This is a genomic window from Comamonas sediminis (assembly GCF_041107495.1).
Lineage (GTDB): Bacteria > Pseudomonadota > Gammaproteobacteria > Burkholderiales > Burkholderiaceae_C > Comamonas > Comamonas sediminis.
The window spans coordinates 128,505-147,268 of sequence record NZ_JBGBDC010000004.1; the positions used below are offsets into that span (position 1 = coordinate 128,505).

Annotated in this window: 5 protein-coding genes; 3 read left to right on the top strand and 2 right to left on the bottom strand. The window is 56.2% G+C overall.

Translation table 11 applies throughout. The annotated features are described in order from the left end of the window. Window positions 1-109 precede the first annotated feature (109 nt). The 3 genes from AB7A72_RS10770 to AB7A72_RS10780 all read left to right on the top strand — a co-directional run bounded on the left by AB7A72_RS10770 (window position 110) and on the right by AB7A72_RS10780 (window position 16,466). Window positions 110-15,499, top strand: coding sequence for a hypothetical protein (locus AB7A72_RS10770; protein ID WP_369459927.1), 15,390 nt, complete (start codon window positions 110-112; stop codon window positions 15,497-15,499). A gap of 7 nt (window positions 15,500-15,506) precedes the next feature. Next, on the top strand, window positions 15,507-16,133 hold the full coding sequence (locus AB7A72_RS10775) for a hypothetical protein (RefSeq protein WP_369459928.1): 627 nt from the start codon (window positions 15,507-15,509) through the stop codon (window positions 16,131-16,133). A gap of 93 nt (window positions 16,134-16,226) precedes the next feature. After that, window positions 16,227-16,466, top strand: a complete 240-nt coding sequence (locus AB7A72_RS10780; RefSeq protein WP_369459929.1) for a hypothetical protein — start codon at window positions 16,227-16,229, stop codon at window positions 16,464-16,466. A gap of 219 nt (window positions 16,467-16,685) precedes the next feature. Here the strand turns inward: AB7A72_RS10780 and AB7A72_RS10785 are convergent, their stop codons facing one another. Then, window positions 16,686-17,900 (bottom strand): tetratricopeptide repeat protein, encoded by a 1,215-nt coding sequence (locus AB7A72_RS10785; protein ID WP_369459930.1) that lies wholly within the window; start codon window positions 17,898-17,900, stop codon window positions 16,686-16,688. Between the two features lie 29 nt (window positions 17,901-17,929). Next, window positions 17,930-18,748, bottom strand: coding sequence for a sigma-70 family RNA polymerase sigma factor (locus tag AB7A72_RS10790; RefSeq protein WP_369459931.1), 819 nt, complete (start codon window positions 18,746-18,748; stop codon window positions 17,930-17,932). Between the last annotated feature and the right edge of the window lie 16 nt (window positions 18,749-18,764).

Here is an 18,764-nt window from a genome sequence, read left to right on the forward strand (position 1 = left end):
TGGATGGCGGTGGAGGGTGTGGGTCCATATCCTCAACAAAACTGCAAACACGCGGATGTATTGGTCAAACCGCTGAGAGTCATGCCAGAGCCGTATACAGCTTTGTGTTGTGCTCAACGCCGAACTTCAAAAGATCAACGCAATTGCAGGTGCACACATGGTAGCCAATGTCAGTGGAAACAGCTTGGGTCTGGGATCAACCTCTTACACCACTTTGGGCCGTGACGGCACACTGGGCAATGCAGCGCTGGGGCGCGGGGGGGAGGGTGCTTATGTCAACCTTTCCAACGGAAACTTGGTTTTGCAGCGCCGTGATGAGTATGTGGCCGGGCTGGGACAAGGCGCCGAATTTGTCCGCACCTACAACAGCCAAGGATTGATGAACGATGCGTGGTCTTTTGGCATGCAGCGCAAAGGTTTGCAGGTCCTACCAGGCGCTACCCCCGAAACCACTACCTTAGTGCGCACTGACGAAGATGGAGCGCAGACACGTTACACCTGGGATGCAGCTTCAAGCCGCTATGTAAATACTGATGGCGCAGGAGCCTACGACTCGGTGCAGAAAAGCGGTGGAGACTGGATTTGGACCGATGGCGAGACCCAAGCTACGGAGCGCTATGACCTAATAGGCTTGTTACGTAGCAGCAGTGATACATCGGGAAATAAATTGACTTTTGCGTATAACAGTCAATTACAGCTTACGAGTGTGACTACAGCATCCGGTGAGGTTACGAATTATGAATACAGCGGTCTGCTTTTGGCAAAGGTGCGCGTGCAAAGTAATACGGGTGCACTTATAACGCGGACGTACTATGAATACGATACGCTCAACCGTCTAACGGCAGTGACTGTCGACATTTCGCCTGAAAATAACTCAATTTCGGATGGTAAAACCTATCGCACCACATACGCTTATGAGTTGTCGAGTCAACGAATTTCATCTGTAATTAATGAAAATGATGGATCTCGTATAGATATTCAGTACCGCATGGTGGGTAATAAATATTGTGTTGCGAGTATTTTTGATGGTAACACAACTAAGCTGTATAACTACGATAGTACAGCACTGCGTACCACAGTAAGTGACTTGTTGGGCGTGTCGGATGTATACAGTTATGATGCTGCAGGGCAATTGACACAAGTACGATCAGGAGTTCGATCCGACAGGCCTGAGGGTTTAACTGTACAAAACTATAAATATGATCCTCAGGGGAATTTAATTTCTGTGATGGATGCTAATGGGCATGGTACTTCCATGCTTTATGATGGTCGTGGAAATCAAATAAAAAATACCGATGCATTAGGTAATGGCGTGGAGCGCACGTATAGTGATAAAAATCAAATTTTATCTGAGACTTACTATGGGGTAGGTGGCGTTAGTGTAGGCACTGTTCGGTATGTCTACGAGGCTGATGCTCGGAGTAAGTTGCGTTTTCTGATAAGTGCGGAAGGCCGTGTGATTGAGTATCGGTATGATGCTCGAGGGCAGCTTACAACAACGGTGTCTTATTCCAGTGGGAAATACTCTCTTGGCGGCCTGGGAAGCAATGAAGTGCCAAGTCAGGCACAAATGCAGTCTTGGTCTTTGATGCAAGACCTCACGCGTACTCAGCGAACGGACATCACGTATGACTTTCGAGGACAGCGCAGCACCGTCACTGATTATGATGCGGTGAATGCCGTTGGTAATGGTGTTGGGTCACACGTGACGAAATATATCTATAGCCAGGCAGGTGAGTTGCTCCAAACCATCGAACCTGACACGAATAGTGTCACGCAATATGTTTACGATGGTGTAGGACGTCTTATTGCGACTACTCGTCCTAGTTCTGATGGCCTCTCTGTAAATAAAACCACTTCCCTTTCATCAGTGGTGGCATATCCATGGGGGGATAAGGATTATACAACTGAGGTGACTTATGTTAACGGCACGCGCACAGTTTTGCGTTATAGCGCAGGTTACTTAAAATATACTAATGTATACAGTTCGGATTTGCAGTCAAATAGCAATACTGCATACCAGTATAATATACATGGGCTGCTGACGAGTGCTTATGATACTACTGGTGTAGGGGGTCGTGTTGAACGCCGTTGGATCTATGACGATGCTGATCAAAAGATCGCTGATATATTGCCGGATGGTTCTGTAACTCAGTATATTTACAATGCCAATGGCTTGTTGGTTAAAACTGTCGCCTATGCGAATCGACTTGCTCAATCTGGTTTAGATCCAACGGCTGCTAAAATTCAAGATCTCGCCAGTGCCAATGATAGCGTCAGCTGGCGTATATATGACGATGCTCATCGTCCTGTGATTGAGGTTGATGGCCAAGGTTATGTCACAAAAACAGATTACGATAGCCAATCGCGTGTTATTTCGGTGCGCAAGTTTGCAACTGCTATTAATACTGCTGACCTCTCAATAAATACTTCAATCGCTGAAGCAACTCCAGTTGCAAGTGATCAAGACCGAATTACGCAAACCATTTATGATCGAGATGGCTTGGTATTGGCAGTCATTGATTCAGATGGTTACATGCAGGAGTCGCGCTATAATGCGGCCGGGCAGCTGATTGGTGTAACGCGCTATTCAAATCGTGTAGTTGGCTTTTCGCAGGGGAACTTTGAAGCGCAAATAGCAGCTGCACGACAAAGCTTCAGTTTGGCAACCATTCGTCCTTTATCAGGTAGCAGTGATGCTGCAAGTAGTCTCCTATACAACGCACGTGGACAAGTTGTTGCATCAGTTGATGCCGAAGGTTATTTGACCGAAAACAGCTACGACGCTAATGGCAATCTGGCGCAGACCATTCGCTACTCAAATAGCATTGGAGCTGGCACAGATATAAGTGCAGCTACGTTGGCAGCAATTCGTCCTTCTGCCTCTGTGCAAGATCAGAAAATCACTCGCCAATGGGATGCACTTAACCGACTATCGCAAGAAACTGCAGCCGATGGCTCTGTTGCCAAATACAGCTACGATTCAATGGGGAATCTGGTCAAAACGGAGCGAGCATCAGGGACTGCGGAATCGCGCTTTACCACAAAGCGCTATGATCCTCTTGGTCGTTTGGCAGGTGAACTCAGTTCAGAAGGCGGTAGCCTTCTTGCGCAAATAAATGCTGCCACTCCTGCGCAGATTGAAGATATCTGGGCGCGTTATGGAACAGTTTATACCTATGACAGCTCCAGTCGACGCACAAGTAGCGTGGATGCAAGTGGAAACCGGACGCTGTACTTCTACGATAATGCTGATAGGCTAACCCACACGGTCAATGCATTAGGTGAAGTAACTGAGCAACGCTATAACGGGCAGGGCCAACTTATCGGCACTGTCCAGTATGCAGGGCGTATTAGTGCGACCTCGCTCGCAGAGTTGGCGCCCGTTAAAGGCACCCACAGCTACAACACTAAGATTATTTCTCTTGTAACAGCCTTAGTTGACACTGCCAAAGACCAAGTCACCACATACGCCTACAACAGTACCGGCACCCTCGCGCAAACGCTGGATGCTTTAGGCTTCAAGCGCAACTACTTCTACAACGCTTTCCGCGAGCTGATTGGCACGTCGGAGACGGCAAGCTCTGGTGCCGTCACTACGACTTCCACCAGCTACGACCGTCGTGGGCTCGCAATCAGCACCACGCGTGATGCATCGGGCCTCGCACTCAAGACAACAGCTGAGTACGATGCCTTTGGGCGCCAGATCAGCAGCACCGATGCGGAAGGCAAGGTGCGCAGCCAGACGTACGACCGCCTGGGGCGAACCATCACAACGACCGATGCGTTGCAAGCCGTGCAGCGCACCAGCTATGACGCATTTGACCGTGTGCTCACGCAGACGGATGCACTGGGTCACGTCACCAGCTACAGCTACGACACCGCCGCGCGTACCGTCAATATCACCACGCCTGATGGCTACACGCTCAGCACCGTGTCGAACCGCCATGGGCAAAAGCTCCTGGTCACGGATGCGCGTGGTGTACGCACGGCCTATGCCTATGACGCCAATGGCAACTTGCTCAGCGTCACCACGCAGCAAGATGGTGCGCAGGCCATCACCAACATCACCAACACCTACGACAAGTCTGGACGCTTGGTGCGCACGGTGGATGCCAATGGTGCAAATACTGAAATCACCTACGATGCGGCCAACCGCATCATCAGCCGAACGTTGAAGGGGCTGAGCGGCCCGCAGCTGGGTGGCACCGTTGGCAAGGACATGGTCACCACCTACACCTATGACGGCATTGGCCGTCAACTGACGGTGACGGACCCCAATGGGGTTGTGACGCAAATGCGTTATGACGCCAAGGGCCAGCTGGTGGCGCGTGCTGTGGATCCAACAGGCCTGAATCTGGTCACCACCTATGCCTACGATGCCCAGGGCCATACCGTCAGCATCACCAGCCCGGGCGGAACGGTTACCACCTATAGCTACGACGGTGCAGGCCGTCGCACCCGTGAGCAAATTGATCCTGATGGACTCAACCTCACGCGCAGCTACACCTACGACAAAAATGACCGCGTCAAGTCGGTCACCGATGCCAATGGCAACGTGACCTGGTATGGCTACGACGCGCAGGGCCGAGGCACCTTCGTGGTCAATGGTGCGGGGGAAGTGCAAGAAACGGTCTACGACGCAGCAGGCCGTATTGCTCGCGTCACGCAGTACAAGCAGTCCATCAGCACCGTCGGTCTGGGCGACTTGGCATCGGTTGGTCCGGCCGCTAGTGGCGTGGATGGACGGGTGCGCCAACGCTTGGTGCCTGGCAGCGGTGATGCAACCGAATACCGAATCTACAGCGACGACGGCTGGCTGACCCAAACAATCAATGCCTTGGGTGAGAGCACGACGTATGTGCGTGACGGAGCCGGTAATGTCATCGCCCAGCGCAATTATGCCAACCGCGTCAACACCAGCACGGCTGCGCAGTGGAGCTCTGAATCCGGCCCAACGCCAGCTCCAGACAATGCCCGCGACCAGCAAAGCATCTTTGCCTATGACCTGATGGGCCGGATGTCATACAGCACTGACGGCAATGGTGCTGCGACGCGGTTTGAGTACGACCGCAACGGCAACCTGCTCAAGAAAACCAGCTATGCGCAGCCCATCAATGCGGCAGTGGGTTGGAGCGAGAGCAACTTTGCCACTGCGTTGGCTGCGCAGCAAACGGACCCGCAAAACATTGTTCAGCGTTATACCTACGACACCGCCAACCGTTTGCTCAACAGCATTGACGGCACGGGCGCTGTCACTTCCAACGTCTATGACCGCAATGGCAACGTTGTGCGTGTCATCCGCTATGCGCAGGCGCTAACAGGCACGGCGACGACACCGTCCGCCTCTACCCGCGACATGGTGCAGGATCGTGCCTATGACAACGCAGGCCGCCTGGTCTACACCGTCGACGCGGCGGGGTCCGTCACGCGAATGGCCTATGACGGCAATGGCAACGTGGTGCGCCAGGTGCAGTACGCCGTTACCGTTACTCCGCCTAGCAGCTCGTCCACACAAGGGGCCTATACCAGCAGCAGTCTGCTGGCAGCCTTGGCCAGTACCGAGAACAACGCAGACAACCGCAGCACCCTTAGAAGCTACGACGCAGCCAACCGCCAGGTCTTTGTCATCGATGCTGAAGGTGGCGTGACAGAGACTGCGTATGCTGCGCGCAGCATCACCACCACCCGGTATGCCGCCAATGTTTACGCTGACAACTGGGCTGTGCCGGTTACTCCAGATGCCGTGCGCAGCCAAGTGTGGGCACAAAGCGGGCGCGACCGGGTAGATGTTCAGCGCTTCGATGCAGCAGGGCGCTTGACGCTGAGCATCGATGCCGAAGGCTACGCTACGCGCACCACCTACGACGGTCTGGGGCAGCGCGTCAAAACAGTTGTCTATGCGCAGGCGATGGCAGCCGGTGCGAATGAGCCGGTGACCTCAGTGGGGCGCGATCGCGAAACCAGCTACCAGTACGACCGGGCAGGGCGCCTCATCATTACCACCGATGCGCTCCAAGGTCGTGAAGCTTACGGCTACGATGGGCTGGGCAACCGCATCAGCTTTACCAATAAGGCGGGCAGCACCTGGACCTACGAATACGACAAAGCGGGCCGCATGTCGGCAGAGACGCAGCCCGACATGGTCATCAACCGCATGACCTACGACGCTTGGGGTCGCCTTACTGCGCGCACCGAAGCGTCCAATAGGGCCGAGGCACGCACAACGCGGTATGAATACGACGCGGCGGGCCGGCAGGTCAAAACGATCTTCGCGGCAGTGGGCGTTTATAACGAGGCCGTGGGCAATCTCACGGGCAACGATGCAACGGGCTACAACCCCCGGGCCGAGACCACCGTCTCGCTGTTCAGCGAAACCCGCTATGACGCGCTGGGCAATGCCATTGCGGGCCGCGATACTGCTGGCAACTGGAGCTACAAATCCTACGACAACATGGGCCGGGTGCGCTATGAGGTCGACGCAGAAGGCTACGTCACCGGCTACGCACGCAACCAGTGGGGCGAAGTGCTGACGCTCACCCGTTATGCCGAGCGTCCCACTTTGAGCGTGGCTGCTGGGGGCAACCTGGCGCATGCCACCATCACCCAGGCGCTGGCCAGCAAGAACCACACCGCAGACCGCGACATTCTTACGAGCTATGACCGCAACGGCCGCGCAACCAAGGTGCAGCAGCCGCTCGTCTATAACTACGACGGGCAAAGCGGCGAGGAAGGCTTGGCGCGCAAGACCACGCTCAACCAATACGATGCGTTTGGCAATCTGATTGCCACTCTGGACAGTCTGCGCAATGGCCAGTGGGCTACCACGTCTCACGCCTATGACCGTCTGGGCCAGCGCGTTGCCACGACGGATGCGCTGGGTTACCTCACCACCATGGCCTACGACGCAACGGGCAGCCTCACGCGCCGCGTTGAATACAGCCGCCAGGTGCCTGTAGGCACAGCGGCAAATGCCGGCCTGGGCGATCGAATTTTTGATTACCAGTACGACCAACTGGGGCGAACGACTGCGCAGATTCGCCGTGCAGTGAGCTATTCGGTCTACAACGGCGCTACGACCACCGCTACGGCGCTGACGGACCAGACCAAGGATCTCACCACCAGCTACCAGTACGACGCGCTGGGCAACCTGACGGCCACCATCGATGCCACTGGTGGCACCACCTTGAGCTATTACGACGCTTTAGGCCGCGTGATTGCTACGGTGGCGCCTGGCACCAACACGGGCGCGGGTGCCGGTGGCGCCAACAACGGGGCAGCAACCCGTGCAGCGGTGACCGAGTACGTGCGTGATGCATTGGGCAACGTCACATCCACGGTGCAAAGAGCCAATGGCGATTTGATTGCAGCAGGTACCAAGCTGGTCCAATCGGCCACTGCCAGCGCTGACGATCACACCACCAGCAATGTGTATGACGCGCTAGGCCGAGTCTCTCGCACCATTGACGCACTGGGCGTGGTTCATAACTACTCATATGACGCGATGGGCCGCGTTGCCAAGCAATGGCAAAAGGTCACCATCAACAATGATGATCGGACGCAGACCACACAAACGCTGCTGACGGCCTATGCCTATGACAAGTTGGGGCACCGCAGCAACGTCTACACCCTCAAGCAAAACGACCTGAGCACGCGCAATCTCACCTTGGTCGATAGCGCTACCGAGTACAACGCCTTTGGCGAAGCTACCGTGCGCAGCGTCAAATCCGGAGGTGTGGCACTGGCTGGTGGCAATGAGATCAGCGAGTACGACAATGCAGGCCGCGTGTGGCGCAGCACCGCTGGTGACGGCGTCTACAAGATCATGGCCTATGATCAGCAAGGCAACCAGACCGTGCAACTGGTGGGCAATGGCGCAACAAGCCTCGCCGGCATTGCCAATGCGCAGACCGCGATTACTTTGCAGACGCTCCAACCGGGCGAGTTCCGGCGCACCGACATGCGCTACGACGCCCTGGGGCACCTGACCCAAACTTTGGCTCCCGAGCGTGCAACGGGTGAAGCCAGCTTCATCTCCACGAGAGAGGGAACGATTCTGGCGACGATCAGCCAAGTCGAGGTGCTTACGCAGCCGGTTCCTTTACAGCCGGGTGCTCCCGTACGCATAAATCAGGTAGACCTGGTCTGGCGCTCGTTGAAGAACCTGGGTAGTGGTGATGTGCGCATCTCGCTGACCTATCGCTCTCAAGCTTATGAGCCGCCAAACACCACCGGCAATGACACCGACCCTAACCCATTAAGTCCTAAATCGGGCCTGGTAAAGTCCATCATTGTGAATGCCGAACAGGCCACCGATGGCTATGCATTCAAGTGGCAGTCGGATAGGAATGTTTATGGCATTGAGGCCGTTGAGGCCATCAAAGTTGAAAAGCTCGACCTGTTCGGCAACTGGACCACGGTCTACGATGTGGGAGCCGCAGCCAAGCAGACGACTACGCTCAACTGGAGCGAGGTGGCCAGCCCCGGATTTGTGTGGAGTGAGCCTGGACCAGGGCGTATTCCGGTCTACCGCCTTAACAAGACGCTGCTGGATACCCATTTCTTCACTGCCCGGGCTCCGGAGCGCGACAGCCTGTTCAACCAAGGCTGGCTGGATGAAGGGGTGGCGTTTTATATCAGTGCGGCACCTGCAACGGGCCTGGTACCGCTGTACCGGCTCTTCAACGTGGGAACGAACCGTTGCTACTACACCAGCAATGCGCAAGACCGTGCCAACAAGCTGGCCGCAGGCTGGGAAGACCACGGCGTTGAAGGCTATGTAGGCAACAGTGCCAACGCGCAGCCAACGGGCATGACCAAGCTGCATGTCTTGCAGCGCAATACGACCACTGGCACAGCCCCTGATGCCAATGCGCCGGATGCTCTCTACACGGTGTCACCCTCCGACCGCAATTTGCTCGTTGGTGTCACCACGCCAGATAACGCCGCCAGGGCTCGACCCGTTACGCTGTACGCCCGGGAGAATGGGCTCAAGATCGAAGTGGCCTACCCGCTCGACATCGTGAGCGATACGGTGCTGGAGTGGCGGCCTGCAAACAGCGGTGCGGCCTGGAGCCGCGTGCCAACATCCGCACAAAGCACCTTCGGTACTGCGCACCAGTTTGATATTTCCAAGCTCAATCTCGCGGCTGGCACCTACGAATACCGCGTGCGCCAGGAAAAACCAGGACCAACAAGCAGCATCTCACAAGATGTAGGCTCCGGCGTCTTCTCCATCAAAGCCACGAGTGGGGCTTCCGATCCCATCCCTAAGCTGCAAGGGGTGGCGATGGGCATTGCTTCCATCGACAACAATCCTTGGCGTGTCGTCAGCTGGCCTGTGCCCGCTCCAGGCTCTAACGTCACTTTCCGCTATCGACTCGTAAACACCACCGATTGGATCGTTCGCACCGTGGGCAACGGTGTATTTACTGAGGGCGATGGTCGTACCACAGGTATGGGGGCCGGCAGACAGGGCATTGCGCTGACTATGCCAGCAGGCACCTATGAATACGAGGTGATTGCAGCCATTGGCACCAATGGCAGCGTGCAGCATGCCCAAGGCCGGCTGACCGTTCCAAGCGAGGTGGGCGCCGCGAGCGTGACTTCGCCGCAAGCGACAGTCAATCCAGTCAACGTCACCCCTCCGGTGACGATCAACAACAATGGTGTTACCAACACCGGCATCGTCGGATACGTATGGACGACACCGGCGGCCGGCCGTGTGGCTTTGCGCCGCTACCTCTTGCCCCAATCGGGCAACAACCATATCACCACGGCAGACCCGAACGTCATTGCCTTCTTTGAAAACTCCATCGCTAGCCAGCAGGCTAACGGAGGGGTGGTCACGGTGGTGAGAGAGGGCATTGTTGGCTACGTGCAAACCAGCTCCAATGCCAATAATGCACGTTTGTACCAATATAGCTATAGCGGCGATGGTGCGACCTACCGCTTGAGTGCCAGCACCTCGCGGATTGGCAGCTACACAGCGCTCAATAGCCAGCCGCCTGCAAGCTACAGCTACACGCGCGGCACCTGGTACCAAAACAGCTTTCAGTTTGACGGCTATATCAGCACGATCCCGCAAGAGGGAACGGTACCTTTGTACGAGGTCTACAACCCCAAGCACATCAGCGGCGCGGCGACCATCGGCGACTACATGACGTCGGCAAACGCTGCGGAGATGTCCAACAGCGTTAACCTCAACACCACCAACCTGGCCACGGCCACCATCGCGGGCATCCGTGTCACCCCGGCCAATCTGAACGGCGGAAACTTCCCAACCTTGGCCTGGCCTGCGCCTGAGGCTGGAGCCCGCACCACGGTCACTGCCTCTCCTGCAGTGCCTGAGTTCTCATCGCCCATCTACGTCTTTAAAAACGGCACGTCTCCGGAAGGCCACGTCGTACAGTACCCTTCGGGTGTCGGCCAAGGCATCGCCCTGCACACCCTGCAGCCCGGTGCTACTTATACGTTTGAGATCACCATCGAGTACCCCGCTACCGCCCAGCGGTCTGCCTATATAGCGCGCAGCACTCAGCGCATCACCGTGCCTGCTGAGGGCATGAAGAGTGTGGCCAACACACCTGTGGTCAACGTCACAACTACCCGTGCCAACATCAATTACGGCAGCTACCCGGTACTGGGCTGGCAAGCGCCGGCCGGTATGCGCACCACCGTCATTGCGACACCTGCAGTGCCAGAGTTTGCAGTGCCGCTGTACGTCTTCAAGAGCGGCTTTGTGGATGGCCACTTGGTGCAGTTCCCTCAAGGTGTCAACCAAGGCATTGCCCTGCATACCTTGAAGCCTGGGACCAGCTATATCTTTGAAATCATCATCGAGAACCCGACGTTGGCGGGTATGGGCGCCAGTCCGACGCGATCCATAGTACGCATCGATGTCCCGGCCTCAGGTATGCAAAGTGCTGGCATTGTGGACACCACCTTGCAGTACCAGGCGCCCACCACGATCAAGCTCACTAGCGGTGTTGCCCCTAGCGCACGCGCCGCAGTGGCCATGCAGTATGACCGTTGGGGCAACGTCATCGCAGTGGATGACCCCCGCAATGCGGTGACCGGCCAAACCTGGAGAACCACCTACAAATACAACGCAGCGGACCAGCTCATTGAGCAAGTGCGCCCGCAAGAAAATACCGAAGGCGCCTCCACCACGCTGGTGCGCTACGACGAGCTGGGCCGCCAACTGGCAGTGCGCGATGGCGTTGGCAATTGGAACATCACCTTGCACGATGCCGCTGGCCACCTCACCAGTGAGCTGCATGCTGATGGCGGGCGGATCGATTACCGCTACAGCGTGTTTGGCGAGAAAGTGCAAAGCGCTGAGCGCTTTGATGCCAGCCGGGTGGTCACCACCAACTACCGCTACGACAGGCTCTCGCGTCTGGTGCAGACAGACTTGGAACAGGCGATTACTGCGACGGCTGTAAGCAATACCGCTGGTGCTGATGCCAGCAATCCTAGCGCCATTGCGAGTGATGCCGAAAACAATGTCACGGTGATAAGAGGTAACCAAACCACTCTGGAGCGGGTGGAGTACGACGAGGCGGGCCGGCGCATTCGCGTGGTGAATGGCAACAGTGAAGCCACCCGGTACCGCTACGACGCCGCAGGCAATCTCATCCGTAGCGCGCAGGAAACGGTGTATGACACCAAAGGCCCTTACCCGGTCAACCCGCCTGCCATGGCCCACGTCATCGAATACCGCTTTGACGCCCTTGGCCAAAAGACCTGGCAGATGGACGCCAATGGCACCGTGCAGACCTGGAACTGGGACCGCTTTGGCCACCTTCTGAGCAACACCGACCAGAACATCTCCACCACCTACCAATACAATCTGGCCGGACAGCTGGCTCGCACCATCGGCCAAGGATCGAACAAGCAAAATCTTGCGTACCGGTACGATGGAGCGGGGCAGCTCATCGGCATAGAGGATGCGGCCATTGGCCAGGTCTCCACCTTCAGCTATGACCTGGCGGGTAACCGCGTGCGTGAAAAAATCACGCAAAAGACCCTGCAAGAAAATGGCCTCCTGGCCGATGTCGTCTACCAAGACGTGCGCATGGTCTACGACGCGCAAAACCAATTGCGCGCTGTCTTGAACGGGCATGCAGATGTGCGCATTGATTACGACACAGCCGGTAACCGCCGCCGAGTGCAGACCCGTGTTCGTAATACCGTCAATGGGACGGAGTATGCCAACGACAGCACGACGAACTACCTGTACGACGCCATGAACCGCCAAACGCGGGCAACGGAAAACGGGGTTGTGCGAGATTACACCTACGACTTGGCAGGCAATCGCACCTCGGAGCGCACAACAGGCAGCGCTGAAATCATCTACACCTACGATGATGTAAAGCGCGTTGTTCGATCCGCTCAAAGTGGGGCACTCACGCAAAACTTCTACTACGACGGAGCGGGGCGCCTGGCAGCGAGCGAGTCGCAGATTACGGGCCAAGGGGGCAGCACCCGTGAGTGGCGCTACAACCGCTACGACGTGCTGGGCCAAACCCAGGACAGCCTGATTGTGACGCGTGACGCCTCTAGCGGATCACGTAAATCCACAGCCTCTGTGGCCTACCATGACGCCAATGGCGAGATTGGTCTGGGCTACGACGCGGCCGGCAATCTGCTGGGGTATACGCAAAACTCCAACGGCACCGTCCAGTCCACCCGATACGACAACCAGCACGTCATGGGCAACTACGTGCAGGCGAGCGCCACCACCAAGCAAGGCGGCGCGCGCGTCACGCTGACCACCAACCGCGACGCCAATGGCTTTGTGAGTGAGATCAGCCAGGCCACCACCGGCGGCAGCACCAAGCAAGACAGTGCCTACTACCGGGCCTTTGTCAACGACAGCGCAGGCAATGCCGTCTACATCAACCAAGGCGGCGGCCAGCAGCAAATCGTGCAGACCCAGTCCGGCCCGATGCAAGGCACAGTGGCAGCATCGCGCTTGGCCAACCCCAACAGTGGCTGGCAAGGCGGCTGGGTGGGCGGCGCCTTGGGCGCTGGCCATATCCAGCGCCAGATTGTCGTGCAAGGCCAGGTCATTGCGCGCTACGGCGATGCACCCAAACTCGATGTGAGCATGGAAGGCCTCAACGCCACGGGCGGCACTGGCTCCCAGCCAGGCAGCAACAGCACGCCAGTCACCTACGCCAACACGGTGGATGTGAACCTGACGGCACCCGGCGTCAACCGGGGAGTGGGCCAGCAAGGCGTGAGCCTGCACACCGCCCAAGAGGGCGACACGCTGCAGTCCATCGCGCAAACCCGCCTGGGCGACAGCCGCCTGTGGTATCTGATTGCCGACGCCAACAGCTTGACCGTGACGGGCGACGCCAAGCTGCAAGCGGGCCAGACGCTGCGCATTCCATCGACAACGCTGAACGCCAACCGCGCCGATACGTTTGAGCCCTGGGATCCGGCCAAGGCGATCGGCAGTCAGCAGCCCAATATGCCTATACCTGCTGCCGCTGATGGTGGGTGTGGGGGGATTGGCAAGATCATCATGGTTGTTGTTGCCGTGGTGGTCAGCATCTACACGGCAGGGGCAGCCTCGGCTCTTCTGTCCGGTTCCACCTTCTCTACCGCTATGACGGCAGGCTCAGCAGCGTTTTCAGCAGGCGGTCTTGCCGGTGCCGGGGCAGGTGCTTTCGCGATAGGTGGCGCCGCAGGCTCCATTGCCAGTCAGCTCGTCGGCAATGCTATTGGTGCGCAAGAGGGCTTTAGTTGGAAGGGGGTGGCACTATCAGCTTTGGGCGGTGCAGCGACAGCAGGTATGGAGCAAATAGGCCTAGGGAAACTTGTGGCTGGAAACAATGCCACTATGGGCGCCGCAGTGCAGGCCGCTGCAGCCAATGCGCTCACACAAGGCGCAGCTGTAGTAATGGGCCTGCAAAATAGTTTTGATTGGAAGGGAGTGGCTGCATCAGCTGTTGGAGCTGGTGTGGGTAAAGCGGTTGGTGGGTTACTGAAGGATGCCGATGTTTTTGTTGGCCTCGATCCTTCACTAACTAAGCTGGCTCAGGGTAGCGTCAGCGGTTTAGCTGCAGGTACAGCAGCGGCATTGGCGCGTGGTGGTAAGGTGGCTATTCAACAGGTGGCGACAGATGCGTTTGGCAATGCGCTGGGCAGCAGTCTGGCGGATGCGATAGGGCAGCAGAGTCCGACGCAGGAAAGCTTCCGGCGGACGGAGAATGCGCAGGCTGCTGCGGTTCAAGGGTATGGACCTTGGTCGGATTTGAACTACCGCAATGGCTCGGACATTGCAAGTGACGACCCGTACTATGACCGAATGACCCAACAGGCACTGGCTCGCCTAGGTCCGGAAATTTCGGACACGGCGACTAATGCCGAAATCCTGGCATATAACCTGAAAACCCAAGGTTTTGGTGATGATTGGAGCCTTGACGACGCTGCACTCAAGCTCAACCTAGGCAGTGCGCTTTCTGGCTCAGGCCTAAAGCTTGGTGATAATCCGTTCACGTACAAGTCAAAGCTTGCCTATGAGGTTGATGCTGACTACTCGTTGAGCACCGATGGCCTTCGCCTATCCAGTCAAGTAGGTGCTCCCAGTGGGTGGCAATCGATGCTTGACGGCGCTAAAGGAGCATTCAATTCACTGTTCATCAACACTGGCGACTTGCTCTACAAAGCGGCTGGCTATTTGGCTTTAAGTGATCCGTCGGTGGTTTATGCTCGCAGCCAAGACGCCAAGCTCTCTGCTGAAATAGCCTATCAGGCTGCGACGGGTATGCCTGGGTTAAGCCTGCCAAGACTCAGTTACAGCACGCCTATTGGTCCAATGGCCGAGGGTTTAACTGACTTTGCTCAATTAGCGTTGGGTGGTGGATTGAAACTTGGTGTTAGCGCGGCGGCCGTGCTGTATAGTTCTGATGCACAAGCCTCACCACTGACCAGTTTACGCAAGCTCATCATGCCAGCTCTGGGCGACAGCACTCAGCTTGTACGCATGACCAACGAAGGTGTCGCCATTGTGCGCAACGGCGACTATGCGTTCTCTCAAATTAAGCTGGGTAACAGCACCAGTTTCTACAGAAATGAACTGGCCAAGATTAGTGAGCTAGATCCGTTGGTCACTAACTTCCGCAATGCAGCGCAGGAGGTTCGTGATGGATATAGTTTTGGGCGGCTATCACAATCGCAAAAAGAATTCATTGAAGGCGCTCGACTTAAATATCCGGATCAACCATGGATTGCAGGTTATCGTGAATCTGCGGCCCGTGGTAGTTTCGTAGATGCGGGTATTAAAGATATGCTAAATAAGAATTTAATACCCGGGGGTGAAATTTATCATAAAATGTCTGTTGGTCCCGATTTGGTGCCTCGGAATGGTGTTGGTTTGAAGATGGAAATTACTCAATATACACCTACCTTGAATGCGATTGTGACGCATGCTTGGCGTTATCCGAATGAGACTATGCCTTATATTTTGTATCGTACGAGGTGAGTAAATTATGGAAGTGCAAAAGGGTGAGCGAATTGATGGTCGATATATGGCTGGGGAGAGCTTATTGTTGGGTGATAATGGTGCGGTTTCTATAAGTAAATGCACATTGGAATACTGTCATATTGTTGTGGATTTCAAGAAAAGTTCGTTTGGTATAGTGGATTCAATCCTTAGAAACTGCACAATTGAATTCAAGCGAAAACTTAAAAATGATAGGCTGGTTAGTTGTGACTACATTAATTGCAAGTTCATAGGTAAGTTTGAAGGGGTGGATTTTGGTAGATCGCCTTGGCCTAATTTTGGAACGAATCAAATGGATTTGCTCGGGGAGATCATTGAATGCGATTTCACTCAGGCCGAGCTAGACTTGTGTCGATTCTTTAGTGTAGATATCCGTCATCAGAAGTTCGCACAATGGCCGCAATTTGTGGTGCCTCGAGAAAGTGCGTTGATTGCATCCAAACTCGTTAAACAATGGCCTGGAGATTTTTTACGTTACATTAATTTGCTTTCAGGTGATGACCCTGCGACAACAGGAGCCGCAGGGTCGGCCAAGGACTTTATGAAGCGCTATCGTGTAACCGATCACGAACTTTTGAATGCATTGGATGAGATTGAAGGAGTGATTAAGTAGAATTTTATTATTTTGCATTCTGAAAATTTTTCAGTAGCATTTTGGATTGTTTGAGTCATCCTCATTCATGAATAAGTGGAAGTAGCTTCAGCTATGTTTCGTGACTGGCAAGGCGGCTGGGTGGGCGGCGCCTTGGGCGCTGGCCATATCCAGCGCCAGATCGTCGTGCAAGGCCAGGTCATTGCGCGCTACGGCGATGCCCCCAAACTAGATGCGAGCATGGAGGGCCTCAACGCCACGGGCGGCACTGGCCCTGAGGCACCTACCAACAGTACGACGGTGAGGTATGCATCCGGAAGAAATGAAGCGAATGTCACCGCCGTAGTGTTGTAGAGACTGAGACGGGGCACTTCAAGAGGCTGGGTAAGCGGCTGATGGCTCGGAAGTTCGAGCGGGGGGCGATTGAGCTGCAGCTATGGGTATGGATACTGAACAGATTCATCGACCTTGGTAAACCCCCAAACTGTGCGCGTACGATAACTCCGTATGGGGTTGGGAAGAATAGACCTAAATTTTAGTAATTCAGCAGCGCCAGTTGTTTGCAGAGAATTTCTAAGAAGTGCCTTTGGGCGTGGACGCTTTAGAAACAAGGTCCAACACGCTCTCTCCCAATGGCCCGGACTGGTTGGTTAACAGCCGCTTCACCAAACGCTGAAACGATTGCGGATCGTTAATGCCAGCTTCAAGGACAGCTTGTGCAAAGCGCCCCGACAGATTGGCAGGATCCAGGCGCAGCGCGCGATCAATATGCAGCTGGGCGCCCGATGTATCTTGACCCAGTGCGCAAGCCACAGCCAAACCCCCATGGCTTTCGGCAAAATTACGATCCAACGCCAAAGCGCTTTCAAAACTGCGCTTAGCCCCTTCCAAATCCTGCTGGACGATCTGCGTCCAGCCTTGCCCATGCCAGGTACCAATGTGCTGAGGCATGGCAGACAGGGCCTGCGCAAATTGCTGCCGCGCTGTTGGGAACTGGCCCGCCAACAAGCTGGCAAATGCCAAGGCAGACCATGCGCGGCCATCTTGCGGGTTGATGCGCAAGGCAGCTTCAGCAGCGGCTTGTGCCTGAGGCGCATTGTTGGCGGCTAGCGCCAAGGAAGACTGGGTGACCAAGGCTTCGATGGGAGCATCGTCCGCTTCTGCCTGCTGCAAGGCCAGGTTAGACCAGCGTTGCGCCTCGGCCATGCAGTTGGCATCGAGGGCTGCCAGGCTGGCAGGGCCGGCCACGGAGGGCACGAGCAGGTTGCGCGCTTCAAACGCTCTCGCCCAGTCTGTGGCTTGTTCTGGTTGACGGGCATGGTGCAGAGCGCGCAGCCACAATCGGGCCAGGGCAGGCTGGGGCGCTGGGGCTTGTGGGGATTCCATGTGGGCACGCAGCGCATCAACGCAGGCGGTGGGCCCATGGCTTTGCAGTTGGATGAAGGCAAGGTTGTGCAGCACTGCATCGGCGAACTCTGGCGGTTGCGCGGGCATGGCTTGCAATGCTTGCAATACCTCGCTTGCCTTGGCGTAGTCGCTCTGGGCCAGGTACAGGTCAGCCTCGCGCAAGGCCCACGCCTGTGACTGCGGCTGCAGTGCCTGGGCGTGCCGCAGGTGAAACGCAGCGCGCTCCCACTGGCTGCAGCGCAACGCCGTTTGAAAGGCATCAGCCAGCAACGGAAGGTTGCTGCTGTCTTGGAGAAGATAGCCTTCTAGGCGGTCGAGCTTTTGCAGGGCTTGCGCAGTGTTGTCCATGGATGCGTCGGAGGTCGATGTGAATGCGGTCATAGCTATGGATAGGAGTGTAGAGGGCAGGCTTACCAAGAGACATCACACGGAGGCCCGTGGGCCAGAATGGAGCGCAGATTCTTGAGGCCTTGGCGGTGCAGTTGCGATATTCGGCTACGGGATACACCCATCATGGCGCCGATTTGGTCAAAGGCAATTTCTTGCTGGTAGTGGTAGCTTATAACCCGCTTCTCCTGCGCAGGGAGGCGGTTGAGTGCTTCGCGCAGCAAGTCTTTCCAGCGCTGGATTTCGCTTTTCCGAAAATATGCAATATCCGGGGATGCGGCCAAGGAGGCGGTTTGGTCACTCGGGTCGGCGAGCATGCCGGTGTCCTCCAGCATGATGCCCAAGGCGAGCCCAATACCGACCTCTGCCAAGTAGGCCAGGAGTGCGGTTTGCTGGGATTTGGCCGTGCCAGGTTGCGCTGTGGACCCGGTCGCTTCCTGGGCTTGGGCCTTGATGGCTTCTAGCCGCTCTTGGCGCAGGCGCTTTTGTGCAGCGATCTGCTGGTTTTTCTCGGTAAGTTTTTCCAATCCGTTGAGGATGGCGCCTTTGATGCGGTGAGCCGCATAGGTTTTGAACTGCGCGCCGTGCTGTGGCTCGAAGCGTTGTAGCGCTTCGAGCAGGCCAATGGACGCAAACTGGAAGTAGTCGTCGAACTCGACCTCATCATGGAACCTGCCACGGTAGGCCATCGCCGCCAGCGTTTTTGCATACGGAAGATAGTGCGCAGCCAAGGCCTTGTGGACTGCGTCGCTGCGCGTTACCTGCCACTGCTGCCATAGATGTGACGCATCCTCTCCCGCCATGCTGCCGGATTGGTTGAATTGGAGTGCGTCGGTGGCCATGGATACAGCGGCTGCG

Excerpts from the sequence above, each read along its gene's own strand:
- AB7A72_RS10775 (WP_369459928.1), top strand. The coding sequence starts at position 15,507 with ATGGAAGTGCAAAAGGGTGAGCGAATTGATGGTCGATATATGGCTGGG.
- AB7A72_RS10790 (WP_369459931.1), bottom strand. The coding sequence starts at position 18,748 with ATGGCCACCGACGCACTCCAATTCAACCAATCCGGCAGCATGGCGGGA.
- AB7A72_RS10785 (WP_369459930.1), bottom strand. The coding sequence starts at position 17,900 with ATGACCGCATTCACATCGACCTCCGACGCATCCATGGACAACACTGCG.
- AB7A72_RS10780 (WP_369459929.1), top strand. The coding sequence starts at position 16,227 with ATGTTTCGTGACTGGCAAGGCGGCTGGGTGGGCGGCGCCTTGGGCGCT.